Origin of the sequence: Yinghuangia sp. YIM S10712 (assembly GCF_051388935.1) — a bacterium.
Classification (GTDB): Bacteria; Actinomycetota; Actinomycetes; order Streptomycetales; family Streptomycetaceae; genus Yinghuangia.
Window position 1 is genome coordinate 89,288 of record NZ_JBPKBI010000018.1, and the last position, 24,564, is coordinate 113,851.

Consider the following 24,564-nt stretch of genomic DNA (forward strand, 5'->3'; position numbering starts at 1 on the left):
AAGGCCCCGGGTCCGGCCCCGGCGCGCCGGGGCCGGGCGAGCGTCAGCTCTGCGGGGGCTCGAACTTGCTCGTGCGGGTCATGCCCGCCGCGCGGCCCTTGGCCGAGATGACCAGGGCCATCTTGCGGGACGCCTCGTCGATCATCTCGTCGCCGAGCATCGCCGCGCCCTTGGCGCCGCCGGCCTCCGACGTGCACCAGTCGTAGGCGTCGAGGATCAGCTCGGCGTGGTCGTAGTCGGCCTGCGAGGGCGCGTACACCTCGTTCGCGGCGTCGATCTGGCCGGGGTGCAGCACCCACTTGCCGTCGAAGCCGAGCGCGGCGGACCGGCCGGCCACGCGGCGGAACCCGTCGACGTCCTTGATCTGGAGGTACGGGCCGTCGATCGCCTGGAGGTCGTGCATGCGCGCGGCCATCAGGATGCGCATCAGGATGTAGTGGTACGCGTCACCGGTGTCGTAGCCGGGCGGCTGCTCGCCGACGACCAGCGACTTCATGTTGATCGACGCCATGAAGTCCGCCGGGCCGAAGATGATCGTCTCCAGGCGAGGGGACGCCGCCGCGATCTCGTCGACGTTCACCAGGCCGCGGGCGTTCTCGATCTGCGCCTCGATGCCGATGCGGCCGACTTCGAGGCCGACCGTCTTCTCGATCTGCGTCAGCAGCATGTCGAGCGCCTTGACCTGCGACGCGTCCTGCACCTTCGGCAGCATGATGCAGTCGAGGTTGGCGCCGGCGCCCTCGACGACGGTGACGACGTCGCGGTAAGTCCAGTGGGTGGTCCAGTCGTTGACCCGCACGACGCGGATCCGGTCCCCCCAGTCCCCGTTGTTGAGCGAGTCCACGATGGTGTGGCGCGCGCCCTCCTTGGCGAGCGGCGCGCAGGCGTCCTCCAGGTCGAGGAACACCTGGTCCACCGGCAGGCCCTGGGCCTTCTCGATGAAACGGGGGTTGCTGCCCGGAACTGCCATACACGAACGGCGGGAACGCAGGCTTCGCGATGTGGCGGCCATGAAGTGGTCCTCCCATTGCATGCGGGATCGTGCGGTCAGGCTACTTGCCGCCCATGAGGGCGGCTATGCGGGGTATGCCGCGTCCGGCATGTGGGACGCTGGCGTCCATGAACGGTCCCGGGACTCCGTCCGCCGACGAGTTGTTCGACGCCGCGCTGGTCGAAGAGGCCGCCAAGAAGTCCGCGCTTTTGTGGATCACCACCGCCGGCCGACCCGCACGGCCGGTCTGGCACGTGTGGCACGACGGGGCGGTCCACATCCTCCTGGCCCGCGACGCGGACGGCACCGAGCAGTACGTGCCGGACCTGGCCGAGGCCGCCACCGCCGAGGTGACGCTGCGCAGCAAGGACAAGGGCGGCCGGTTGCTGGCGTGGACCTCGGACGTCACCGTGCTTCGCCCCGACGACGCAGCCTGGGCCGACGCTGCGGCGGCCCTGCACCGCGAACGCCTCAACGCACGCGACGGCGAGGCGCAGCCGGAACGGTGGGCACGCGAGTGTGTGATCGTCCGGCTGGGCCCGGCACGCGCGGTCGCGCACGGCGGCGCCCTGCCGAGCACCGGCCACGCGGCGGCGCCGGTCCCCACGCCGGCACAGACACGCGGTCCGCTGCCGCGCAACTTCTCGTGGGGCAAACGGCTGCGGGGCCGCTGACGCGCCGGCCGCCGCATCAGCCGACCTGACCGGAGCCCGGGCGGAAAAGCCGGGCGGCCTCCGCCCGCCCCGGCTGCCGCAATGCGGCGCGCTCTTCCGACGCTGCGTCAGTCGTCCGAGACGGAAGGGCTCCTGGTCGCCCCCGACGAGCCGGACGAACCCGACGACGACCCGCTCGTCGCGGGCGGGGTCCTCGTGCTGGTCGGCTTCCGGGTCGTCTTCGACGAACCGGTCGGCTGCGGCGACAGGTCCTTGTCGACGACCTGGTCGGGGTCGGGCGCGGTGATGACCGTGCGCTCGTTGTAGCCCAGGAAGTCGACAGCGCCCTTGGTCTTCGATTCCGGCGCGGCCTCGAACCGGATCAGATACGGCGCGCCCTCGGTGGCCACCCAGATCGTGCCGCCGCCCGCGCCGCGCACCACCAGCGCGATCGCCTTGCGGCCGTTGACCTCGCGCTTCTCGCCCTTCTCCAACTCCCCCGGCTCACCGAGCAACTTGGTGACCAGGCGCTCGACGTACGTGTTCTCCACGATGCCCGCGTACTTCTTGTCGTTCACCGGGATCTGGATGAACTTGTCGCGGTTGGTGAACTCCTCCTGGGCGCTGCTGCCGGCCTCGCCCCAGAACCGCGGATCGCCTTGGAACCACACCTGGTTCTGGACGCGCGTGACCCGGGCGGTGACGCCGTCATCGACGAGCGTGCCGTCGCTTCCGGTGCTGGTGAAGCGCATGTCGACGGTGAAGGGCGACCTCGCTCCCTCCTTGGTGATCTCGCCCCTGATGTGCACGAACGCCGCTGCCGCGGTGGCCGCTTGGGCGCGTTGCAGAATGGCCGCGGGGTCGAGGCTGCCGACCTGGTTGCCGAGCGGCAGGCCGACCGACGGCTCGTCGCCGGGGTCGGAGAACGAACGGTGCGCGGGCTTGCCCACGCTGCAGCCGGCCGCGAGCACCGCCGCCACGACCGCCGCCGTCGCCGCGATTCCCGTGCGCCGGCGGGCGCTTCGTCGAGTCACCGCCAAGTTCCTTACGTTTCAGACATGCCGGACGTGCGTGCGAAGTGTGTACGGGAGTTCGTACGGATCGAACCGGTGGAACCGATCCGGTCGAGCAAGTGCGTCGCCACCGTATCCCGGGCGGTGCGGCGCGAGTCACGGTGCGCGCGTACTCATCGCATCGGCCGGCTACGTCGCGCTGCGTGTGGGCTTCGGGGACGAACTCGAACCGGACTTGCCGGTCCCGCTGGGGCTCGGCGACGCGGAGCCGTCGGTGTCGGTGTCGGTGCCGGTGGAGGGGACGGGCGTCGGGTTGAGCGAACCGTAGTCGACGAGCTGGTCCCCGGTCGGCGCCGCGACGGGGAAGTCCTGGTCGTACTCGTACAGGTCCAGCCGCCCGGAGTTGGTGCCGGGGCTGTAGCGCATCGGGAAGGGTTTGGCCCCGAGCGAGACATAGACTTCGCCGCCGCGGCCGGAGTCGGCGACCAGGGCGAGGGTTTCGACACCGCGCACGTCCTTGCGGCCGTCCTTCTTGATCGTGCCGCTGAGCTGGAACAGGTCGTCGAGCAGCGGGTGGAGCTGCGTGAAGCCGGCGAAGCGGGCGTAGGCCGGGTCGTCGGAGGGGACCTTGACGTACTTGTCGCGCAACACCTGCGCCGATGCGGCGGCATCGGGGTCCTGGCGCCCGTCGTTCGGCTGGTAGAGGCTTTCGTCGCCGCGCACGAACAGGTCCGCCCCGACCCGGAGCAGCCCGATCTTGGTGTCGGCGGTGACGATCTCGCCCACCGCGCCGTCCGCCTTGATCCGCATGTCGATCTGGTATTCGACGCGCTGGGTGATCCACGTGCCGGTGATGTGCACCGCGGTCGCCGCCTTGGCCGCCGCCCGGGTCTGTTCGAGAATCGTGGCGGTGGGCTCGGACGCGAATCCCTTCGGCTCGTCCGACGAGCACGCGGACACGAACATCCACAGCAACAGGACCAGGACGACGGGCGCTCGCAGACGTCGGCGCAACGGTTCCCCTCGGACGGTGGCAGACCTGGGCTCAAAGGATTCTCACGCCGCACGGGGCCGGAGTTTCCGGACAGCGGCCCGTGAGCTCCCGGACGCGGCACCAGCAGGGTACAAAGCGCGGGGGCGGGCATCACATCGGGCCGGTCCGGGCACACGCGAAAACGGGTGTCCGATCTTCCGCAAGATCGGAAAATACGACGGCCCGGTACTGTGCTGTCCGCGTGGCACCGGAAACGGGAGGGCGTCCGCGTCCCGGCATGCGGCGGCCGGACCGGCTGTACGGGGGTTCGGGCGGAAGGAGGCGGTCATGACCGGCACACCGGGGCGCGTGTTCATCTCGCATCTGTCCGCCGTCGCCGTCTTCGACCCCGGAGGCGACCAGGTGGGCCGGCTCCGCGACGTGGTCGTGGCCATGCGCACCGCGGGCCAACCACCGCGCGTGCTCGGGCTGGTCGTCGAGGTCACCACGCGGCGGCGCATCTTCCTCCCGATGACCCGCGTCACCAGCGTCGAGACGGGCGAGGTCATCACCACCGGGCTGGTCAACCTGCGCCGCTTCGAACAGCGCCCGACCGAAACTCTCGTCCTCGCCGAGATGCTCGACCGCCGGGTCACCCTCACCGAGACCGGCGAACTGGTGACGGTGCTCGACGTGGCGATGAGCGCGGGCCGCGGACGCGACTGGTTCATCAGCAAGCTGTTCGTGCAGAAGCAGAAGCCCGGCGGCGGCTCCGCCCTGCGGCGGCGGCGCGGCGCGACGCTCACCGTCGACTGGCACGCGGTGACCGGATTCGAACGCCCCGAAGACCAGCAGGGCGCCGCCAACCTCCTGGCGACGTTCGAACAACTGCGGCCCGCCGACCTGGCCAACGTGCTGCACAACCTGTCCCCGAAACGCCGCGCCGAGGTCGCCTCCGCCCTCGACGACGACCGCCTCGCCGACGTCCTGGAGGAGCTGCCCGAGGACGACCAGGTCGAAATCCTCGGCCAGTTGCGCGAGGAACGCGCCGCCGACGTCCTGGAGGCGATGGACCCCGACGACGCCGCCGACCTCATCTCCGAACTGCCGGAGGAGACCGCGGAACGACTGCTCGACCTGATGGAGCCCGACGAGGCCGAGGACGTACGCCGGCTGCTCACCTACTCCGACGACACCGCGGGCGGCATGATGACCACCGAACCCATCGTGGTGGAGCCGGACGCCACGATCGCCGAGGTCCTCGCGATGGTCCGCAACCCCGACCTCTCCCCCGCCCTGGCCGGACAGGTGTACGTCACCCGCCCGCCGACCGAGACCCCCACCGGCAAGTACCTCGGCGTCGTCCACTTCCAGCGGCTGCTGCGCGACCCGCCGTTCACCCTCGTCGGCGCGGTGGTCGACACCGACCTCCAGCCGCTGCGCCCCGACACGCCGCTGGCCGAGGTGGCCGGCTTCCTCGCGGCGTACAACCTGGTCGCGGCGCCCGTCGTCGACGAGGACGACCACCTGCTCGGGGCCGTCACGGTCGACGACGTCCTCGACCACCTGCTGCCGCAGGACTGGCGCGAGGGCTCGGTGCACGGCGACGCCCGCGTCGCGGCCCCGACCGCGGTGAGGAGTCGCGTCCATGGCACGTGAGCCGCAGAGCACCCTCCCCGAGGAGCGGCGCCGCAGGCCGCGCCTCGACCAGCCGACGCTTCCCCGGCGGCGGCTGAGCCCGTTCCCGAAGTACGACCCGGAGTCGTTCGGCCGGTTCTCCGAGCGCATCGCGCGCTTCCTGGGCACCGGCAGATTCCTCGTCTACATGACCGGGACCGTCATCGTGTGGGTGACCTGGAACATCGCGGTGCCGGACCGACTCCGCTTCGACGAGTTCCCGTTCATCTTCCTGACGCTGGCGCTGTCGTTGCAGGCCTCGTACGCGGCCCCGCTGATCCTGCTGGCCCAGAACCGCCAGGACGACCGGGATCGCGTCAATCTCGAACAGGACCGGGCACGTAACGAACGCAACATCGCCGACACCGAATACCTCACACGGGAGGTCGCCGCGCTGCGGATCGCCCTCGGCGAGGTGGCCACCCGCGACTTCCTGCGCTCCGAGCTCCAGGCGCTGGTCAAGGAGCTGGACGGACGGCGGGAGACCGACCACGTCCTCGCCTCGTCCACCGACGTGACGGCGGACATCGGCGACGGCGGCGTCGACAGGGACCGCCCGGGCGGCCGCGGTGGCGGCCGGGACGGCAGTGGCGCCGTGGGCCGGGACGGCGGCCGAAGCGGACCACCTCGGCGCGGTGGACCCCGTCCGGGGACGTAAGCTCACTGGTATGGCAACCCTGGAAGATGGCGAGATCCGTACTGTCTCGGAAGACGCCGTACGGGACGCGCTGGCGACCGTCGACGACCCTGAGATCCACAAGCCGATCACCGACCTCGGCATGGTCAAGTCCGTCGACATCGCCCCCGACGGGCGCGTCAAGGTGGCGGTCTACCTGACCGTCGCCGGCTGTCCGATGCGCGACACCATCACCACCCGCGTGACGGACGCTGTCGCCGCGGTCGCGGGCGTGACCGCGGTCGACGTCGAGCTCGACGTCATGAGCGACGCACAGCGCAAGGAGCTGGCGTCCCAGCTCCGCGGCGGCCAAGCCGAGCGCGAAGTGCCGTTCGCCAAGCCCGGCTCGCTGACCCGCGTCTACGCGGTCGCCTCCGGCAAGGGAGGCGTCGGCAAGTCGTCCGTCACCGTGAACCTCGCCGCCGCGATGGCCGCGCAGGGCCTGAAGGTCGGCATCGTCGACGCGGACATCTACGGCCACTCGGTGCCGCGCATGCTCGGCGTCGACGGACGGCCGACCCAGGTCGAGAACATGATCATGCCGCCCTCGGCCCAGGGCGTGAAGGTCATCTCGATCGGCATGTTCACACCCGGCAACACGCCGGTCGTATGGCGCGGCCCGATGCTCCACCGGGCGCTCCAGCAGTTCCTCGCCGACGTCTTCTGGGGCGACCTGGACGTCCTGCTCCTCGACCTGCCGCCCGGCACCGGCGACATCGCGATCTCCGTCGCACAGCTCGTGCCGAACGCCGAGATCCTCGTCGTCACGACCCCGCAGCAGGCCGCCGCGGAGGTCGCCGAACGCGCGGGCACGATCGCCGTCGAGACGCGGCAGACCATCGCCGGTGTGATCGAGAACATGTCGGGCCTGCCGTGCCCCCACTGCGACGACCACATCCTCGACGTGTTCGGCAGCGGAGGCGGCCGACAGGTCGCCGACGGCCTCTCCCAGGCCACCGGCACGAAGGTGCCGCTGCTCGGCCAGATCCCGATCGACACGCGCCTGCGCGAGGGCGGCGACACCGGCGCCCCGGTCGTTCTCGACACCCCCGACTCCGCCGCCGCGGTCGCCCTGCGGGCCATCGCCGACAAACTCGGCAACCGCTCGCGCGGCCTGTCCGGCATGCAACTGGGGCTGACACCCAAGCGGAAGTTCTAGGACGGTCGCCGCAACGCCTCGGTGACGCTCTCTTCGGTGCCGAGGCGTTGCCGCCGGGATGGAGCCGGGCCGCGGTCCCTGAGCGGGTCGGCGGGCGCCGGCACGTCCTTCGCGCCGGCGGCGGGGCGTGCGGCGCTCACCGCTCGGGAGGTCAGGCGTACGTCTTGAGCTCGGGCACCGCCGAGATGCCGAGGCCGTAGGCGCTCACGCCGTGCCCGTACACCCCCAGGTAGACGTCGGCGGCCTGACCGGCCATCACCCAGCCGTACTCCGATTCGCGGTAGCGGAACCGGTTGGGCACCCCGTCGACCGGCAGGGCGAGGCCCGTCCAGCCGTCGCCGTCGAGGTCGTCGGCCAACTCCCAGGCCAGGTACGTCTGCTGCTCCATCCACTCCTGGCGCATCTCGCGTTCGAGCTCCCACGGCCAGGTGTCGGCCAGCAGCCCCACCCCCGCGACCGATGCCGCACTCGCCATCGACGTCGCTTCGAGCATCCCGGCCCCGTCGCCGCTCCGCCTGCGTTCCCGCCGCGGCACGGTCACCACCGAGACGAATTTGCGGGGCGTCGGGTCGCCCGGACGGCGGCTGGGCGAGTCGCCGTGGCCCAGCGTGCCGTACTCCAGCCCCTCCCGGCCCTCGCACACCGAGGCCAGCCAGCGCCGGCCGCTCCACCCCTCGTCCAGGCCGTACCACGGGAAGTCCGCGGCAAGGTAGCGGTCGAGCAGCGACGACCGCGTCTCCTTGTCGTTCGGATCGCCCACCGCCCCGTCGCCCGGCGTCTGTTCGGTCACGCCTGCGTGGCTCATCGTGTCCATTGCTTAAGCCTTGTCTGCTCGCGCGGCGCTCAGCGGTGCCCGCCGGCACCCGTCCCCGCTCTCGGACGACGGTACGGCCTGTGCCCGTGCACGCGGGCGGCATTCACCCACGACCCGCCGTTTTCACGCGTCGGCACAGCCGACGGAGCGGTCAGGTCGCGTCGAGGTCGTACGGCGGGCGCTCTCCCGGCTGCACACGCGAGCCGTTCTTCTCCATGGGGTGCGCGACCGAACGCGTGCCGCCCGACGAGCCGCCGACGTCGTCGTGGTCGAGGCTGAGCTGTCGGGTCAGATCATGCCGCAGATCGCCGAGCTCCTTGAGGCCGAGATCGTCGTCGTCGCCCATGAGGTTCTTGCGCACGAACGTCTTCGGATTGAGGTCCTCGAACTTGATGTTCTCGAACTCGGGCCCGAGCTCCTTCTTCAGATCCGAGCGCGCGTTGGTGGAGAACTCCCGGAATTTCCGTATCGTGCGCGCCGCTTCGCCGACCATCTTGGGCAGCTTGTCAGGACCGAAGATGACGATCGCGAGGACAATGAGCGCGACCATCTCCAACGGACCGACGTCGAACACCAGGGACTCCACGGGGGCAAGCGCACCAACGGCCGATCGGCCGACCGGACCCCGACAACAGTAACCGCCGCCGTCGAAGACCGGCAGCGTCCCTCCGCAATCCACCGCCCGAAATGCCCGGCTGGCCCGAAGATGTGACCGCCCGGCCACCATCGCGCCATACGTCCGTCACACCGGCGGCGAGATCAGCCGGTCTCCGCCTCCAGGGTCAGCGGCACGGTGAGCTCGCCGCCGCCGCGCTGGATCGTGAGCTCGACGGTCTCGCCCGGCGCCCTGCTGCGGACCGCGACGATGAGTTCGTTGGCGTCGGCGACCTTCTTGCCGTCGATCGCGGTGATGATGTCGCCCGGTCGCACGCCGGCCCGGTCCGCCGGGCCGCCGGAGCGCACGGGCGCCTGTCCCTCGTTCTCGCGGTCGGCCACCCGCGCGCCGACGCCCTCATACCGGGTGTCGAGCGTCACACCGGCCACCGGGTGCACGGCCTTGCCGTCGTCGATCAACTGCTGCGTCACGCGCTTGGCCTGGTTGATCGGAATCGCGAAGCCGAGGCCGATGCTGCCGGCCGTACCGCTGCCGAACGGGTCGGCACTGCCGCCGTCGTCCGCCGCCCGGATCGCCGAGTTGACCCCGATGACGCGCCCCGACGCGTCGATCAGCGGCCCGCCGGAGTTGCCCGGGTTGATCGGGGCATCGGTCTGTAGCGCACTGATGTACGACGCCTCCTCCCCCGACCCGCCCGCACTCACCGCGCGCTCCTTCGCACTGATGATCCCGGCGGTGACGGTGCCTTCGAGGTTGTACGGCGCTCCGATCGCGATCACCGGATCGCCCACCTGCGCCGCGTCGGAGTCCCCCAACGGCAGCGGCACCAGGCCCTTGACGTTCTCGACACGGATCACCGCGAGGTCGTAGCCGGCGTCGCGGCCCACGATCCGCGCCTGGATCTGCTCGCCGCCGTTGAACACCACCGTGATGGAACCGCCGTCGGCGGCACCCGCCACGACGTGGTTGTTGGTAAGGATGTAGCCCTGGGTGTCGAGCACGAATCCGGTCCCGGTGGCCTGCTCGCCGCCCTTGGACGCGTGGATGTAGACGACGCCGGGCAACGTCGTCGCGGCCAGGCCCGCCACCGAGTCGCGCGGCCTGTCGGGTTCCGAAGACGAGGGCTGCTTGAGCGTCACCCCTTTGTTCTCCCGGTCCACCGACCAGGCCGCGACACCGCCGCCGAGCGCCCCGGCCGCGAGCGCGAGGCAGGCGAGGCCGACCGCCGCACGCCACGTCCAGCGCATCGGCGCCTGCGGGGGCTCCGGCTCGGCCGGGAAAGCCCACGGCGTCGCGACCGGCTGCCCGGGCACGTACGGGAAACCCCACGCCCCGGGGGCACCTGGTCCGTGGGGAGATTGCCCGGAGGCGAACGCGGCGGCCGGTTGATCCGCCGGAGGCTCCGGCGGGGCGTCCTTCCCCATCCGCGGCCCGTCGCCCGGCAGCAACTGCTCCGCAGGTGCCGGTCCGTCCATCCCACTGCCGAGGTGCCCGGCAGGCTGCCCCGCGGTCTCCGGAGGCCGCCACGACGGCTCGCCCGCTGCCTCAGGAGGAGCGGACGGGGATTCGCCGGGGGCGCCCGGCCTTTCGTGTGCGTCGCCCTGGTCCTCGTCGCCGCCTTGAGGGGCGTCGCCGGGCACGTCGTTCATGGGGGTCCTCCGCTGCGGCCCCTGGCCGCGCCTCTCCAGGTGGGACGCCTGCGGCGCCCCGTCACGGGGACAAGTGTCCCCGGCAGGACGCCTTCGCGCAGCGCAGCCCCACAACACGCGGGGCGCCCCGCCGAAGCGGGACACCCGGGAACCGGGGAAACATCCGCCAACGCGGCTTTTGCCGGGCGGAACATGGCGCCGGCGACCTTTCGGAAACGGCTGTCGAATCCGGCGTCGAGTCGGCGCCGGCCGGTCGATCGGTTGAGCCCGCGCCGAATCCCCACTGGCCCAGACCAAGCCGACCGTCAGCCCGCGTCGAGTCGGCGCCGGCCGGTCGATCGGTTGAGCCCGCGCCGAATCCCCACCGATCCGGACCAGGCCGACCGTCAGCCCGCGTCGAGCCCGCCGACGCGGGGCCGACACGGGGCTTCGGGGTCAGATCCGTTCCTCTGTGGCGTCCAAGGACGTGCCCGACAAAGTGCGGCCGACCCCTGATGCCAGGGTTGCCGGGCTGACCTCGGTCGTTCCCACGGCGGGGGACGTGCCGACCGTGCCTGCCTGTTCTACGAGGTTGCGTTCGACGATCGGGGCGGCGGGACGGCCGGGCGATCCGTTCGCCGAGCCGCCGGCGATCACCGCGCTGCTCAGCGCCACGGCCATCATCGAGAACGCACCCGCCGCGGCGAATGTGAGCCGCCGCCTGCTGACCGGCGGGCGGACGCGCGGCGACGTGTTGTTCGGGCGCCCCGCACGCGGTCCGGTGCCGCCACGCGGTCCGGTGCCGCCACGCGGCCGTGGCGCGGCGGGGCCGCGGTTCACGGGCTGAACGGACCCCCGGGCGCGCGGAGGGGCGACTATGTCGTCGTCGGAAGCACCGGGGCCATCGAAGCCGCCCGCCCCCAGCGCGAAAAGACGGCCCATCAGGTCCGCGGACGGGCCCGGTTCGGCACTGTTCGCGAGCAGGGCTTTGACGCGCCGTTGCTCCTCCGCCTCGGCGCGGCAATCGGCGCACTGCGCCAGATGTGCCAGGACCTTCTCCCTGGCATCATGCCCCAGCTCGCCGTCCACGTAGGCGGCCAGCTTGTCCTCGGGGTGGTTCACCGGCCGGCCACCTCCCAGGCCCGGCCTACCACCTTGCCGGCGGTCGAACCAACGATCACGGTGCCCTCATCTCTGCACCGACGCACACCCCGGGATCTCCTCGCGGTCGACGGAGGTCCGGGGGGCACGGTGCCGCAGCGCCGCCCGGAGCTGGGACCTGCCGCGGTGGATGCGGCTGCGAACGGTCCCGAGTTTCACACCGAGCGTGGTGGCGATCTCCTCGTACGACAGGCCCTCGATGTCGCAGAGTACGACCGCGGCACGGAACTCCGGGGCAAGCGCGTCGAGCGCCTGCTGGATGTCCGCGTCGAAGTGCGCGTCGTCGTACGCCTGTGCCGGGGAGAGCTCGCGTCCGGGCAGCCGCTCGGCTGCGTCGTCGGCGAGGCCCTCGAACCGGATGCGCTGGCGACGGCGCACCATGTCGAGGAACAGGTTCGTGGTGATCCGGTGCAACCAGCCTTCGAACGTGCCGGGCGTATAGCTCGACAGCGATCGAAAGACCCGGACGAACACCTCTTGTGTGATGTCGTCCGCGTCGTGCGGGTTGCCGCTCAGGCGGTAGGCAAGGCGATATACCCGCGCCGAGTGGGTGCGGACGATGTCCTCCCACGACGGCGGGGTCCACGCGTCGTCTCCCGGTCGGGCGGTCGTGCCCGGTGCGGAGAGCTCCTGCGTGAAGGCCCCCGAGGCCGCCTTGGTGTCGGCGGGAGCGGGGGATGTCATGCGATCGGTGGTTGCGTTTGCGGCTTCGGCCACGTGATTTGGCATCGGCGCCCCAGCGCGAGGAGCGCTCTGTCCCTCGCGGTGGTCGTCCACTGCCACACCTCCTCTTTCGAGTAGCGCAACCACCTTAGACAACCTGCCTGTTAAGCCCGGATAAGTGCTTCCAACGCCTCTTCGGCACCTCAAACCTGTTTTTGCCTGTTCCACAGAGGTCAACGACCGGTGTGCGCCCGGGGTTCCCGGCGACCGTCCCGGCATCGCCGCAATCGGCGGGCGGCGGAACCGCCGGGGGCGCGCTCGGCGTCTTCAGCCCGGCAGTGACGCGCCGGGGGCCGCCGCAGGCCGTACCGGCCCGCTGTGACCTGCCTCGACGCATGGCCGTGCGCCGCGACGGCGCGTGAAGGGCGCCGTGGCTGTTGATTACTCTTGCGCCATCGGAGGTCGCCGGGTCCCGCGCGGCCGGACGCGAGGAGGAAGCCATCTCCAGCAACCGCCAGGCCCGCTGGGAGTTCGCGGAGGCGTACGCGAGCGAGGACGCCGTCCTCGTCGGGGCCCGCCACCGTGCCCGTGAGGTCGGCGTCGTGCCGATCAGCCCCGGCGGCGGTTCGGCTCTGGGCTTCCTGGCCGCCGCCACCGGTGCCCGCGCGGTCGCCGAGATCGGCACCGGCACCGGCGTGTCGGGCGTCTACCTGCTGCGCGGCATGCGTCCCGACGGTGTGCTGACCACCGTGGACCTGGAGCCGGACCACCAGCGAATCGCCAAGGAGACCTACGCCGCGGCGGGGTTTTCCGGCGGCCGGGCGCGCTTCATTCCGGGCCGGGCCGTCGATGTCCTGCCTCGGCTCGCGGACGGCGGCTACGACCTCGTCTTCTGCGACGGCGACAAGACGGAGTACGGCGACTACCTCGCCGAGGCGCTGCGCCTCCTGCGTCCGGGCGGCGTCGTGTGCTTCGACAACGCCCTGTGGCACGACCGCGTGGCGGACCCGGTTCACCGCGACCCGGAGACCCAGGCCGTACGCGAACTGCTGCGGTCCGTGCGCGAGAACGACGCCCTGGTGTCGACGCTGCTGCCGGTGGGCGACGGCCTGCTGTGTGCGGTGCGGCGCGGCTGAGCAACCGCCTGACGTGCGGACATACGACGGCCCCGGCCGGTACGTTCTCACAGATGCGCCCCGATCCGCAGATCGGGACTCCCCTGAACACATACCGGCCGGGGCCGCTGCTCACCGCGACTCGGTCGAGGGTGGCGCCGGGCTCGTGGCCCCTCCTCAGGAGGCCTTGGCACCCGTGGCGTTCGCCAGCGCCTCGCTGAGCGCACCCGCCTCGTCGGGGGTCAGCTCGACCACGAGCCGCCCTCCGCCCTCGAGCGGAACGCGCATGACGATGCCCCGCCCTTCCTTGGTCACCTCGAGCGGGCCGTCGCCCGTCCGCGGCTTCATGGCCGCCATGCTCGTTCCCCTTCCTGCATATCGACACACCGGTGCTCACCCGGCCACCGGTCTTCGAGCGCATTGATCAGGCCCCATTATCCCGCATTCGGCGGCGTCTTGAGCAACATCGGTCAGGGAGGACCGTCCCCGGGTGCCCGGCGGGAGCGGAATTCCCGGTCTGTCCGGTCGGATCCGGCCCGTCCGGCCGCGACCGGTCCCGACCTGCGCCGACGCTGCACGGCCCGGATGCGGCGGCCGGGGCAGCGACGGGCCGGGCGATGCGGTCCGGCATGCTGAGGGCATTCGCGGGCGCGCGGACCTGCCTGCGCCCGCACCCACCGACGGGAGACCTTTCGTGGCCGACAACGTTCTGTACGACCTCGCCGAGGGCGTCGCGACGATCACCCTCAACCGCGCCGACGCGATGAACGCGCTGGACACCGACACGAAAGCGGCGCTGCGGGACGCCGTTCAGCGCGCCGCCGAGGACGACGCGGTGCGTGCGGTGCTCCTGATCGGGACCGGGCGGGCGTTCTGCGTCGGCCAGGACCTCAAGCAGCACATCGAGTTGCTCGACAAGAGCCCCGAGGTGACGTTCTCCACAGTCAAGGACCACTACAACCCGCTCGTGACGGCGATCACGACGATGCGCAAGCCGGTGGTCGCCGCCGTCAACGGCGTCGCGGCCGGGGCGGGCGCGGCGATCGCGTTCGCGTGCGACTTCCGGATCGTCGCGGACACCGCGGGCTTCAACCTGGCCTTCGCGGGCGTCGCGCTGACCGCGGACTCGGGTGCGTCGTGGACCCTGCCGCGCCTGGTCGGCCACGCAAAGGCGACCGAGCTGCTGATGCTTCCGGAGACCATTCCGGCGGCGAAGGCGTTGGAGCTCGGCCTGGCCAACCAGGTGGTTCCGGCCGACGAGGTCGCCACCACGGCCGGCGCTCTCGCGCGGAGGCTGGCCGAGGGTCCGACGGTCGCGCTGGGTGCGATCAAGGAGTCGCTGGCGTACGCGGCGCACACCTCGGTCGTGGACGCGCTCGCGAAGGAGGACGAGCTCCAGCTCAAGGTCGGCAAGTCCGACGATCACCGCATCGCGGTGGACGCGTTCCTCGCGAAGCGGAAGCCGGAGTTCACCGGCAAGTGAGCCGGCGGGCCGGCGCACGCGGATGTCGGGCGGCCCGGCCCGGTGCGGCCCAGGCTGTGTCCGGGTTCGCGCCGGGTCGCGCCCGCGTCGCGCCGGGGCCGGCATCGCTCTTTCACGCTCGCGAGGCGCGGCGCCGCGGCCTGCGGGCGCCCGGCCACCGGAGGAATGTGCGCGGGGGCGCCGATTTCGTCGCGGACGTCACCGGCACCGGCGCGCATCGCGCCAAACAGGGTTCGCCCCCGCCGGCGCACCCATCCTCAAAGCCGGGTTCGGGCGCCGCTCCCGCGTGGGCCGCTGCCGGGACGCGGTCGGCGTCTCACACCGGCGGGCGTCTCACACCGGCAGGCGCCGCGCGTGGCAGTCGGCGAGGTGGTCGTCCACCAGGCCGCAGGCCTGCATCATCGCGTAGGCCGTGGTGGGCCCGACGAACTTGAAGCCCTTCTTGCGCAGGTCCTTCGCGAGCGCCTCGGACTCCGGGGTGGTCGCCGGGACGTCGGCGACGGTGCGCGGGGCCGCGCGTCGGGCATTGGGCTTCGGGGCGTGCGACCAGATCAGTTTGTCGAGGCCGCCCGGCAGGTCGCGGGCGACTTTGGCGTTGGCGATGCAGGCGACGATCTTGGCGCGGTTGCGGATGATGCGTGTGTCGTCGAGGAGCCGGGTCACGTCGTCGTCGCCGTACTCCGCGACCTGCTCGATGGCGAACCCGTCGAACGCCTCGCGGAACCCGACACGGCGGCGCAGGATCGTGAGCCACGACAGGCCCGATTGGAACGCCTCCAGGCACAGCCGCTCGAACAGGGCGTCGTCGCCGTGCAGCGGCACGCCCCACTCGGTGTCGTGGTAGGCGATGTAGTCGTCGGTGGAGATCCCCCAGGGGCACCGGGCGAGTCCGTCCGGGCCGACGACCGCGGCGCCCGGCTCGCGCGGGGAGTCGGGTGGGGTTTCGGGGGCGCCGGGTTCCGCTTCGGCCGTCACGCCCGGTCCTCCCCGGTGTCGTCCGATTCCCGGCCCGCCGCGTCGGGGGTGACCGCGGCCGGGGCGGCGGCCTGGTCCGTTTCGGCAGGCTGCGACGGCGCCTTGGTGAGGGTGGGCCCGGGCTGCGGTACGGCCGCCGCGGGTCCGTTCGGCTGCGGCAGGTTCGCGGGCGCGGCGACGCCGGGTGGGAGGACGCCCGCGAGGCGGTACTCCAGGTCCATGATCCGCGCGTCGCGCGCGGACAACTCGGCGCTGAGTCGGTCGAGCATGTAGTCGACCTCGCTCATCCGGTAGCCGCGCAGCACGACCGGGAAGCGGACGCGGTCGATGTCCTCGACCGTCAGCGGCCGGTCGGGGGCCGGCGACAGGTCGGGGCGGTCCTGGTGCGCGTCCGGCAGGGATCCGCCGGCGCCGAGGACCACGGCGGCCACGACGAAGACCACGCCGGTCACGACGACAAGCTGGATCCAGAACACGGAAGCTCTCCCCAATGTCGGCGGTTGTCGACGCCGCGGGTGCGGCCCCTGTCGGCCGTGCCCGGGACGATCGTGCCACGATCTTAAGGAGGTGGCGTAAGCCCGTCGCCCCCCGAACGCGAAGCACCGGGCACGCGGGGGACCGTACGCGGATGCGGGCGGCCCGGAAACGGACATGCCCGGACACCGGGTACGGACTGGAGGCATCGGTGGCGACGCTGCGGCTGGGCGCGCGGGAGTTCGGCGACGACGAACACGTGATCATGGCGATCGTGAACCGCACTCCCGACTCGTTCTTCGACAAGGGCGCGACGTTCGACGACCGTCCGGCGCTGGAGGCGGTGGACCGCGCGGTCGCCGACGGGGCGGCGATCGTGGACATCGGCGGGGTCAAGGCAGGGCCCGGGGCGGAGGTCGACGCCGCGGAGGAGATGCGGCGTACGGTCTCGTTCGTCGCCGAGGTCCGGCGGCGCCACCCGGACGTGGTGATCAGCGTGGACACGTGGCGCCACGAGGTCGGCGAGGCGGTCTGCGCGGTCGGTGCGGACCTCCTCAACGACGCGTGGGGCGGTGTGGACCCGAAGCTGGCCGAGGTCGCCGCGCGGCACGGCGCGGGCATCGTGTGCACGCACGCCGGCCGCGCGCGTCCGCGCACCCGCCCGCACCGGGCCGGGTACGACGACGTGATGGCCGACATCCTGGACGTCACGGTCGGCCTCGCCGAACGCGCCCTGTCGTTGGGGGTACGCCGCGACGCGATCCTCATCGACCCGGGCCACGACTTCGGCAAGAACACCCGCCACTCGCTGGAGGCCACCCGCAGGCTCGGCGAGATGGCGGAGACCGGGTGGCCGGTCCTGGTGTCGCTGTCGAACAAGGACTTCGTCGGCGAAACCCTCGACGCCCCGGTCGACGACCGGCTGCTGGGCACGCTTGCGACCACCGCGGTCTCGGCTTGGCTGGGCGCGCGCGTGTACCGCGTGCACCAGGTGCGCGAGACGCGGCAGACCCTGGACATGGTCGCGACGATCCGGGGGCAGCGCGAACCGGCGGTCGCACGGCGGGCGTTGGCGTGACGGGTCCGGCGCGGGCCGCGCGGATCGACAGGTTCGGCGCGCGGTTCGGGGGCGGCCCACCTGGGCGGTGACGCGGCCGCTGCCTGCCCTCGGCGCTGCCCGTCACGGCCCCGGAACGCCCGCGACCGCCCGGCCTCATCCGGAGGCCGGGCGGTCGCGGTCACGGGTCACGAAGGAGTGCGGGGCGCGTCCGTCACTCCTGTTCGCCCGCGGTTCGGCGGCACGCGCCAGGGCTCGCGTGCCGCGGCCGAGCAGATCAGAGGTCGCGGTGCCGGCGCCACGGGCCGGTGATCGCGTACATGATGCCGGGGCTCTGGATGCTGGCGAACAGGATCTGCCCGTCGAGGGAGTAGGTCGGCCCGGCGAACTCGCTGTCGTTCAGGTCGTTGCGCGCGATCGGGTAGGAGCGGTTGTCGCTCGTCGCACCGACCAGATGCGACACGCCGTCGCCGTCCTCGGCGAGGATGACGCCGCCGTGCGGCGACACGCTGATGTTGTCCGGGCCGTCGAAGGGGCCGTCGACGTCCGGCGTGGGGTTGACGCCGAAGCGCAGCTTGAGCGTGATGCGGCTGCGGTTGGGGTCGTAGAACCACACCTGGCCGTCGTGCGGCGTGCCGGGGCTCTCGGCGCGCGCGAAGCTTGTGACGACGTACGCGCCGCCGTCGCCCCACCACATGCCCTCGATCTTGCGGCCGCGCGTGATGTCGCTGTTGGCGAACTGCTTGCGGGTCGACGTCGTGCGCGCGTCGCGGTCCGGGACCGGGATCCACTTCACGTCGTACCGCGTGCCGATCTCGGTGGCGCGCGACAGGTCGTCGACGTGGTTGCCCGCCGCGTCGATGCACTTCATCGCCGCGAACACGCCGTCGGTGTCGCCCAGCCGCTGGAGCCGGCCGCGGCCGCCGCGGTAGCCGCGCGGAGGCTCCCAGCGGTAGAGGAGGCCGTTGGGGTTGGAGGCGTCCTCGGTGATGTAGATGTGGCCGCGCCACGGGTCGACCGCGGCGGCCTCCTTGGCCATGCGGCCGAGCGCCTTGATCGGCTTCGGGTCGCGGTTGGCGCGGCGGTCGTACGGGTCGACCTCGAACACGTAGCCGTGGTCCTTGGTCGCGACGCCCTGGCCGGCGAGGAGCTCGGTCTCCTCGCAGGTGAGCCAGGTGTCCCACGGCGTCTTGCCGCCCGCGCAGTTCACCGCGGTGCCCGCGACGCCGACGTACTCGCGGGTGCGGCGACCGTTGCGGTCGGTCTCGACGACGGTGCAGCCGCCGCCCATGGCCGGGTCGTAGGTGTACCCGGCGAGGGCCGGCACCGGCAACTGGCTGGAGGTGATGGCGCCGATTTCGTGGTTGTTGACCAGTACGGTCCCGCCGCCGCGCAGGTGGAAGGCGCCCGTGCCGTCGTGCTTGTCCGGCGTGAACTCGCCCGACTCCAGCTTGGTGACACCCGCCTGCGTGACAATCTGGTACGAGAAGCCTGCGGGCAGTGCCAGCTTGCCGGCGGGGTCGGCGACCACGGGTCCGTAGCCGAACTCCGGGCGATTCGGCCCCCCGCGCCCGTTGTCGGACGCGGCCGACGCACCCGGAGCGAGCAGCATCTCCGTGCTGCCGACGAATGCGATACCGGCTCCGGCGACAGCGGAGCGGCCCAGGAAGCCTCTACGGGACAGCGACATCGGTTCTCCTGCTCAGAGAGGACAGATGCGCGAGAAGACCAAGCGCATCTCCGGCACGGCATCGTCTGTGGCGCCGGCCGACTCACAGTCGCGCGCGGCGGTGTCGGCAGGGTGAACGCGACGGGGCAAAGGCATGCCGGTCAGACGACCGTTCGTCCGTCTCTGCCGGGCTTGTGACAGCCCGTGCAGGCCCGGGAACACGGGGGAACGGGACGGAAACCCCGGGTGTCCCCGGGGTGTTCCGCGACTCGTGCGGCCTCTCGTCAGTGCCCTGCGCGCCGCTCGGCTTCTTCCTTCGCCTGGCGTACCGCGGCCTCGGTCTCGTCCAACACGGCTCCCGCGTCGACGATGATGCGGATCGCTTCCTCGACGTCGTCGGTCAGGTGGATCAGGTCGAGGTCCTTGGGCGACGCCTTCCCCTGCGCCACGACGCGATCGCGCAGCCAGTCGACCAGGCCCGACCAGTAGTCGCGGCCGATGAGGACAAGGGGAAAGTGCGTGACCTTGCGGGTCTGCACGAGTGTCAGCGCCTCGAAGAGCTCGTCGAGGGTGCCGATGCCGCCGGGCAGCACGACGAAGCCCTGCGAGTACTTGACGAACATCGTCTTGCGCACGAAGAAGTACCGGAACACGAGCTCGATGTCGCAGTACGGGTTGAGCCCCTGCTCGAACGGCAGCTCGATGCCGAGCCCGACGGACGTGCCGCCTGCCTGCTGCGCGCCTTTGTTGGCGGCCTCCATCGCACCGGGACCGCCGCCGGTGACCACGGCGTACCCGGCCTCGACGAGCGCCTTGCCGACCTGCTCGCCGATGGCGTACTCCGGCGAGGCCGGTGGCGTCCGTGCCGAGCCGAAGACCGCGACTGCCCTGTCGAGCTCGGCGAGGGCGTTGAAGCCGTCGACGAACTCCGACTGGATGCGCAGTACGCGCCACGCCTCGGCGCCGAGATGGCGCACCGCGAGGGGGTGTGCCGCGGCGACCTCCGCGGGCGTGGCGAACTCGGGGGGCTCTGCGGGCGTGTAGCGCGTGTCCATGCCGACCACACTGGCACGACAAATGATCAGCCGTGCGGAATTACCCAACCGTCGTGATCGCATCATCCGATCGTGGCCGCGAGGTCGGACGGCTTTCATGTTTTCCGCACACGCCGCGCGGGTTCGACGCCGCCGGGTCGACGTGCGCGCGGGTGACGGCCGGCTGCGGGATGGTCGGGTCGTGCGGTGGGCGGGACGATCTGCCGGCTCTCGCCGCGCAGGGCCGTGACGGCCCACCGGCTGCGATCCGCAGGGTCCCGTCGTCCGGGTGCGGACCGGGGCGTGGCGAGCGTTCCGGTCAGGGCGCGGTCAGGGCGCGAGCCAGGAGAGAAGGCGTTCCTCGGCCTGTCCCACGGCGGCGATCTCGACGTACTCGGTCCTGGTGTGGGCCTGTGCGGGGTCGCCGGGGCCGTAGTTGACCGCCGGGACGCCCAACTGCGAGAAACGGGCGACGTCCGTCCACGCGACCTTGGCGCGCGGTGTGCCGCCCACGGCCGCGACGAACGCGGCGGCGGCGGGGCGGCCCAGGCCCGGCAGCGCACCCGGCGCGGAGTCGGTGATCTCGATCGTGGCGCCGCGCTCCGCGGCGGGCGCGAACACCTCGCGCAGGTGCGCTTCCGCCTCGGCCTCCGAACGGTCGGGGGCGAAACGGAAGTTGACGGTGACCGAGCAGGCGTCGGGGATGACGTTGCCGGCCACGCCGCCCTGGATGGCGACGGCGTTCAGGCCCTCCCGGTATTCGAGGCCGTCGATCACCACGACGCGCGGCTCGTACGCCTCCAACGCCGCGAGGATCGGCGCGGCCTTGTGCACGGCGTTGTCGCCGAGCCATGAACGCGCCGAGTGCGCGCGGAGCCCGGCCGTCGTCACGCGCACGCGCATCGTGCCCTGGCAGCCGCCCTCGACGACGCCGCCGGTCGGCTCCATGAGCACCGCGAAGTCCGCGGCCAGCCAGTCGGGGTGGTTGCGGGCGAGGCGGCCGAGGCCGTTGTGGACTGCTTCGACCTCCTCGTTGTCGTAGAAGACGTACGTGATGTCGCGGTTCGGCTCGGTGAGGTGGGCCGCGAGGCGCAACTGCACCGCGACGCCCGCCTTCATGTCCGAGGTGCCGCAGCCGAACAACAACCCGCCTTCGGCTCGCGAGGGAACGTTGTCGGCGATCGGCACGGTGTCCAAGTGCCCGGCCAGCACGATGCGTTCGGCGCGGCCCAGGTTGGTGCGGGCCACCACGGCGTCTCCGTCGCGGTCCACGGACAGGTGCGGCAGGCCGCGGAGGGCCTGTTCGACCAGGTCCGCGAGGGCGCGCTCGGCGCCGCTGACGGAGGGGACGTCGACGAGTTGTGCGGTCACATCGGCGGCATCGCGCGTCAAGTCCAGAGCAGCAGGCATACCGGTCACCATAGTCTTCGGGGTGTGGGTCAAAGAAAACGCAGTTCGGAGCAGACGGAGCGGTCCGGAATACTCGGTTGGGCGGTCGCCCTGCTGATCGTCCTCGGATTGTTCGCGGGGGTCGGCGTGGCCGTGGTCAGGATGTGGCCCGACGGTGCCCCGGGCAGCGACGAGTGCACGGTCGAAACAGCGGACGGCGACGTCGAGTTCGACCCCGGCCAGGCGGCGAACGCCGCGACGATGGCGGCGGTCGCGCAAGCTCGCGGACTGCCGGAGCGGGCGGTCACGATCGCCATCGCGACGTCCATGCAGGAGTCGAAGCTCTACAACATCACGTACGGCGACCGGGATTCGGTCGGGCTGTTCCAGCAGCGGCCGTCGCAGGGCTGGGGCACGGTGGAGCAGATCCAGGACCCGGTGTACGCCGTGGGCAAGTTCTACGACGGCCTTGTGAAGGTGGAGGGCTACCTCGACCTGCCGCTGACCGTCGCGGCGCAGAAGGTGCAGCGCAGCGCGTACCCCGACGCGTACGCCCAGCACGAACCCGAGGCGCAGGCGCTCGCCGACGCCCTGACCGGGCGCGTGCCGGCGTCGCTGGCCTGCCGTCTGAAGGGCGACCCAGCGGTGGTCGCCGCCGAGCCGCTGCGGGCCGCGCTGACGACGGAGTACGCGCCGGTGCTCAACGGCGGCTCGATCACCGAGGCCACGCCGGGCACGCTGACGGTACGACCGGGCTCCGGCGAAGGCCGCGGCTGGTCGATCGCGGCCTGGGCCGTCGCGCAGGCCGCCGAACTCGGCATCCGCGAGGTGGCGTTCGACGGCAAGGTGTGGACCCGCAACAAGGGCGGCAAGGGCTGGCGCGTCGGCGAGGCGACGGGTGCGCAGGGCGCGGAGGCACCGCCGGCGGACCCGTCCGTGGTGAGGATCCGCTTCGCGGACTGACGGAACACCCGAGGGACGACACGGCCCGACGGGCGACACGGGCTGACGGGCTGACGGGCTGACGGGCTGACGGGCGACTGTCGCAAGCCCGTCGGGTCCAAGCCCGTCGGGTCCAAGCCCGTCGGGTCCAAGCCCGTCGGGCCTGAGCCCGTCCGGCCTGAGATGCCCGACCGTTTGCCGGCGAACCTCGGCGCATACCCCGATCGAGCGCTCCACACCTGTTCCGCGCCGAGAATTCAACCACTCGGACGGGCTACAACCCGGAACCTTCGCGTGCTCGCGCCGATATACCCGGTGTCCGGTTCGTCCGAGCCGGGCACCGCAACCTCGCCTGCCGAAAATTGAGGAGCGCGATGTCGAGCACTCTCCCGCGCCGTGTGGTCCAGGCCGCGCTGCTGGTCGCCGCGGGTGCCGCGCCTGTGGTGGGCGCGGCGTCCGCGCACGCCGCCGCCCTGCCGTTGGGGAATCACCCCCTCGACCTTCCCGGGGTCTCGCAGACCAACATGAGCGGCGTGCCGTTCACCGTGGACGGTGTCACCGACGCCGTGCAGCCCGCCGTCGGCGTGCCGCTGGCCGGGGCCGTGGACAAGGTCACCGAGCCCGGCGCGGTCCCGCGGGCCCTGAACACGGTCACCGAAGCCGCCGATGTCGCCGAAACCGGCGCCGTACCGCTGCTCGACCGGGTCAGCCCGCAGGTGCCGGACCTCCGGGAGGCCCCGGTGGTCAAGGCGGTCGGCAAGGTGCAGCATCTCGCCGCGCAGCCCGGCGTGACGAAGCTCGTGCAGCCGCTCGTCGGCCAGGTCGCGCACCCCGAGGCGGGCCTGCCGTCGGTCGACGGCGTGACCGCGGGCAGCGACGCGGTCGCGCGCCGTCTCCAGGCGTCGGTGCTTCGGCCGGCGGGAATGGGTCTCGGTCCGGCGCTGCCGATCACCGGCTACGCGACGGACAAGTCGGTCAACGCGGCCATGCCCACGATGGACACCGAACTGGCGCGCGGCACGCACGGCCACATCGTGACGGACGCCGCGACGACCGTCGAGGGCCTCAGCACGCCGCTGCGCGAGATGCCGCGCCTCATCTGACGCTCGCGTCTCCGGCCCCGCCCGTGCCGCAGGGCGAGGCCGCGGAGAAGTTCGCGGGCTCGGGGTGCCGGCAGGCCGAGGTGGCGCCCACCCGGCGTTTATCGGGTGGGCGCCACCTGGAGGCCACCGAGCAGGTCAGTCCGACTTGAGTCGTTCGACGGCCGCCGCGACGCGTTCGTCGGTCGCAGTGAACGCGATCCGTACGTGCCGTGCGCCCGCCGCGCCGTAGAACTCGCCGGGGGCCACGAGCACCCCGCGTTGGGCCAGCCAGGCGACCGTGTCCCAGCACGCCTCGTCGCGGGTCGCCCACAGATACAGGCTCGCCTCGGAGTGGTCGATGCGGAACCCGGCCGACTCCAGCGCGTCGCGCAACTGGGCCCGCCGCGCCGCGTACCGCGCCTTCTGCTCGGCGACGTGGGCGTCGTCGCCGAACGCGACGCGCATCGCCTCCTGCACCGGGCCCGGCACGATCATGCCGGCGTGTTTGCGGACGGCGAGCAGCTCGCGTACCACCGCGGGGTCACCGGTGACGAAACCGGCCCGGTAGCCCGCGAGGTTCGAGCGCTTCGACAGCGAGTGGACGGCGAGCAGGCCGTCGTGCGAGCCGTCGCACACGTCGGGGTGCAGCACCGAGACGGGCTCGGCCTCCCAGCCGAGCTCGATGTAGCACTCGTCGGATACGAGCAGCGCGCCGACCGACCGGGCCCACGCGACGAATTCGCGCAGTTCCGCAACGGTCCGCACGGCGCCGTGCGGGTTGGCGGGCGAGTTGATCCACACCAGGCGTACGCCGTCGGCGTCGGGTGTCTCGCCGTCGGCCGTCGGCACGGGCTCGGCGCCGGCGAGGCGCGCCCCCACGTCGTATGTCGGATACGCCAGCGCCGGGTGCACCACCTTGTCGCCGCGGCCGAGGCCGAGGAGGCCCGGCAGCCCGGCGACGAGTTCCTTGGTGCCGATCACCGGGAGGACGGCGCCCGGGTCGGCCCCGGTCACGCCGAGGCGGCGGCGCAGCCATCCGGCGACGGACTCGCGGAGTGCCAAGGTGCCGTAGGTCAGCGGGTAGCCCGGCGAGTCCGCGGCGGCGGCGAGCGCGTCGCGGATCAGTTCCGGTGTCGGGTCGACGGGTGTGCCGACCGACAGGTCCACGATGCCGTCCGGGTGGGCCGCGGCGGTCGCCTTGGCGCCGTCCAGACGGTCCCAGGGGAACTCCGGCAGACGCGCGGAGACGCGGGGGGGGGGGGGGGGGGGGGGGGGGGGGGGGGGGGGGGGGGGGGGGGGGGGGGGGGGGGGGGGGGGGGG

24 protein-coding genes are annotated in these 24,564 nt (G+C 72.2%); 9 read left to right on the plus strand and 15 right to left on the minus strand.

Translation table 11 applies throughout. The features are described 5' to 3' along the window. Nucleotides 1–43: 43 nt before the first annotated feature. Nucleotides 44–1,012, minus strand: a complete 969-nt coding sequence (locus tag ACRX5W_RS27445) for an HpcH/HpaI aldolase/citrate lyase family protein (protein ID WP_436791019.1) — start codon at nucleotides 1,010–1,012, stop codon at nucleotides 44–46. A gap of 107 nt (nucleotides 1,013–1,119) precedes the next feature. On the opposite strand from ACRX5W_RS27445, the gene ACRX5W_RS27450 reads away from it, so the two are divergent. Continuing rightward, a complete protein-coding gene (locus tag ACRX5W_RS27450; protein WP_436791020.1) occupies nucleotides 1,120–1,665 on the plus strand; it encodes a hypothetical protein in 546 nt (181 codons plus the stop codon). 107 nt (nucleotides 1,666–1,772) lie between these two features. Here ACRX5W_RS27450 and ACRX5W_RS27455 read toward each other — a convergent pair whose 3' ends face one another. Further along, a complete protein-coding gene (locus tag ACRX5W_RS27455) occupies nucleotides 1,773–2,678 on the minus strand; it encodes a hypothetical protein (RefSeq protein ID WP_436791021.1) in 906 nt (301 codons plus the stop codon). Between the two features lie 168 nt (nucleotides 2,679–2,846). Continuing rightward, on the minus strand, nucleotides 2,847–3,671 hold the full coding sequence (locus tag ACRX5W_RS27460; protein ID WP_436791022.1) for a hypothetical protein: 825 nt from the start codon (nucleotides 3,669–3,671) through the stop codon (nucleotides 2,847–2,849). Nucleotides 3,672–3,978: 307 nt separating this feature from the next. Between ACRX5W_RS27460 and ACRX5W_RS27465 the strand changes: the two genes are divergently transcribed. The 3 genes from ACRX5W_RS27465 to ACRX5W_RS27475 are packed head-to-tail and all read left to right on the plus strand — an operon-like array spanning nucleotide 3,979 to nucleotide 7,142. After that, entirely contained in the window at nucleotides 3,979–5,289 is a 1,311-nt protein-coding gene (locus tag ACRX5W_RS27465; protein ID WP_436791023.1) for a magnesium transporter MgtE N-terminal domain-containing protein, read from the plus strand. Then, complete coding sequence (locus ACRX5W_RS27470) at nucleotides 5,279–5,965, plus strand: DUF1003 domain-containing protein (RefSeq protein ID WP_436791024.1); 687 nt, start codon at nucleotides 5,279–5,281, stop codon at nucleotides 5,963–5,965. The genes ACRX5W_RS27465 and ACRX5W_RS27470 overlap by 11 nt, the downstream gene beginning before the upstream one ends. 10 nt (nucleotides 5,966–5,975) lie before the next feature. Further along, on the plus strand, nucleotides 5,976–7,142 hold the full coding sequence (locus ACRX5W_RS27475; RefSeq protein WP_436791025.1) for an Mrp/NBP35 family ATP-binding protein: 1,167 nt from the start codon (nucleotides 5,976–5,978) through the stop codon (nucleotides 7,140–7,142). A gap of 151 nt (nucleotides 7,143–7,293) precedes the next feature. Here ACRX5W_RS27475 and ACRX5W_RS27480 read toward each other — a convergent pair whose 3' ends face one another. The 5 genes from ACRX5W_RS27480 to sigE form a co-directional block, all read right to left on the minus strand. After that, nucleotides 7,294–7,956 (minus strand): hypothetical protein, encoded by a 663-nt coding sequence (locus tag ACRX5W_RS27480; RefSeq protein ID WP_436791026.1) that lies wholly within the window; start codon nucleotides 7,954–7,956, stop codon nucleotides 7,294–7,296. A gap of 151 nt (nucleotides 7,957–8,107) precedes the next feature. After that, complete coding sequence (locus ACRX5W_RS27485) at nucleotides 8,108–8,533, minus strand: sec-independent translocase (RefSeq protein WP_436791054.1); 426 nt, start codon at nucleotides 8,531–8,533, stop codon at nucleotides 8,108–8,110. Nucleotides 8,534–8,715: 182 nt separating this feature from the next. After that, complete coding sequence (locus ACRX5W_RS27490; RefSeq protein ID WP_436791027.1) at nucleotides 8,716–10,221, minus strand: trypsin-like peptidase domain-containing protein; 1,506 nt, start codon at nucleotides 10,219–10,221, stop codon at nucleotides 8,716–8,718. Nucleotides 10,222–10,656: 435 nt separating this feature from the next. Further along, on the minus strand, nucleotides 10,657–11,322 hold the full coding sequence (locus ACRX5W_RS27495; protein ID WP_436791028.1) for an anti-sigma factor family protein: 666 nt from the start codon (nucleotides 11,320–11,322) through the stop codon (nucleotides 10,657–10,659). A 66-nt stretch (nucleotides 11,323–11,388) separates the two neighbouring features. Next, complete coding sequence (sigE, locus tag ACRX5W_RS27500) at nucleotides 11,389–12,045, minus strand: RNA polymerase sigma factor SigE (RefSeq protein WP_436791029.1); 657 nt, start codon at nucleotides 12,043–12,045, stop codon at nucleotides 11,389–11,391. Nucleotides 12,046–12,461: 416 nt separating this feature from the next. Here sigE and ACRX5W_RS27505 point away from each other — a divergent pair, with 416 nt between their 5' ends. Beyond that, nucleotides 12,462–13,160 (plus strand): O-methyltransferase, encoded by a 699-nt coding sequence (locus tag ACRX5W_RS27505; protein ID WP_436791030.1) that lies wholly within the window; start codon nucleotides 12,462–12,464, stop codon nucleotides 13,158–13,160. Between the two features lie 156 nt (nucleotides 13,161–13,316). Here ACRX5W_RS27505 and ACRX5W_RS27510 read toward each other — a convergent pair whose 3' ends face one another. Then, entirely contained in the window at nucleotides 13,317–13,496 is a 180-nt protein-coding gene (locus ACRX5W_RS27510; protein ID WP_231773639.1) for a DUF3117 domain-containing protein, read from the minus strand. A gap of 337 nt (nucleotides 13,497–13,833) precedes the next feature. Between ACRX5W_RS27510 and ACRX5W_RS27515 the strand changes: the two genes are divergently transcribed. Further along, nucleotides 13,834–14,622, plus strand: coding sequence for an enoyl-CoA hydratase-related protein (locus ACRX5W_RS27515; protein ID WP_436791031.1), 789 nt, complete (start codon nucleotides 13,834–13,836; stop codon nucleotides 14,620–14,622). Nucleotides 14,623–14,955: 333 nt separating this feature from the next. Here the strand turns inward: ACRX5W_RS27515 and ACRX5W_RS27520 are convergent, their stop codons facing one another. Next, a complete protein-coding gene (locus ACRX5W_RS27520; RefSeq protein ID WP_436791032.1) occupies nucleotides 14,956–15,597 on the minus strand; it encodes a DNA-3-methyladenine glycosylase I in 642 nt (213 codons plus the stop codon). Further along, the gene (locus ACRX5W_RS27525) at nucleotides 15,594–16,073 is read right to left on the minus strand and encodes a DivIVA domain-containing protein (RefSeq protein ID WP_436791033.1); all 480 of its coding nucleotides are present in this window, start codon (nucleotides 16,071–16,073) and stop codon (nucleotides 15,594–15,596) included. Before ACRX5W_RS27525 ends, ACRX5W_RS27520 begins: the two co-directional genes overlap by 4 nt. A 263-nt stretch (nucleotides 16,074–16,336) precedes the next feature. On the opposite strand from ACRX5W_RS27525, the gene folP reads away from it, so the two are divergent. Continuing rightward, nucleotides 16,337–17,149, plus strand: a complete 813-nt coding sequence (gene folP, locus ACRX5W_RS27530) for a dihydropteroate synthase (protein WP_436791055.1) — start codon at nucleotides 16,337–16,339, stop codon at nucleotides 17,147–17,149. A gap of 256 nt (nucleotides 17,150–17,405) precedes the next feature. Here the strand turns inward: folP and ACRX5W_RS27535 are convergent, their stop codons facing one another. The 3 genes from ACRX5W_RS27535 to dapE all read right to left on the minus strand — a co-directional run bounded on the left by ACRX5W_RS27535 (nucleotide 17,406) and on the right by dapE (nucleotide 21,241). Beyond that, nucleotides 17,406–18,818 (minus strand): alkaline phosphatase PhoX, encoded by a 1,413-nt coding sequence (locus ACRX5W_RS27535; protein WP_436791034.1) that lies wholly within the window; start codon nucleotides 18,816–18,818, stop codon nucleotides 17,406–17,408. 263 nt (nucleotides 18,819–19,081) lie between these two features. After that, nucleotides 19,082–19,852 (minus strand): TIGR00730 family Rossman fold protein, encoded by a 771-nt coding sequence (locus tag ACRX5W_RS27540; RefSeq protein WP_436791035.1) that lies wholly within the window; start codon nucleotides 19,850–19,852, stop codon nucleotides 19,082–19,084. A gap of 309 nt (nucleotides 19,853–20,161) precedes the next feature. Continuing rightward, complete coding sequence (gene dapE, locus ACRX5W_RS27545; protein ID WP_436791036.1) at nucleotides 20,162–21,241, minus strand: succinyl-diaminopimelate desuccinylase; 1,080 nt, start codon at nucleotides 21,239–21,241, stop codon at nucleotides 20,162–20,164. Between the two features lie 24 nt (nucleotides 21,242–21,265). Between dapE and ACRX5W_RS27550 the strand changes: the two genes are divergently transcribed. Both ACRX5W_RS27550 and ACRX5W_RS27555 read left to right on the plus strand, forming a co-directional pair. Further along, nucleotides 21,266–22,183: a hypothetical protein gene (locus tag ACRX5W_RS27550; RefSeq protein WP_436791037.1), complete on the plus strand. Its 918-nt coding sequence runs from the start codon at nucleotides 21,266–21,268 to the stop codon at nucleotides 22,181–22,183. 353 nt (nucleotides 22,184–22,536) lie between these two features. Next, nucleotides 22,537–23,265, plus strand: coding sequence for a hypothetical protein (locus ACRX5W_RS27555; RefSeq protein ID WP_436791038.1), 729 nt, complete (start codon nucleotides 22,537–22,539; stop codon nucleotides 23,263–23,265). Nucleotides 23,266–23,400: 135 nt separating this feature from the next. Here the strand turns inward: ACRX5W_RS27555 and dapC are convergent, their stop codons facing one another. Beyond that, nucleotides 23,401–24,480, minus strand: a complete 1,080-nt coding sequence (gene dapC / locus ACRX5W_RS27560; RefSeq protein ID WP_436791056.1) for a succinyldiaminopimelate transaminase — start codon at nucleotides 24,478–24,480, stop codon at nucleotides 23,401–23,403. Nucleotides 24,481–24,564: the final 84 nt, after the last annotated feature.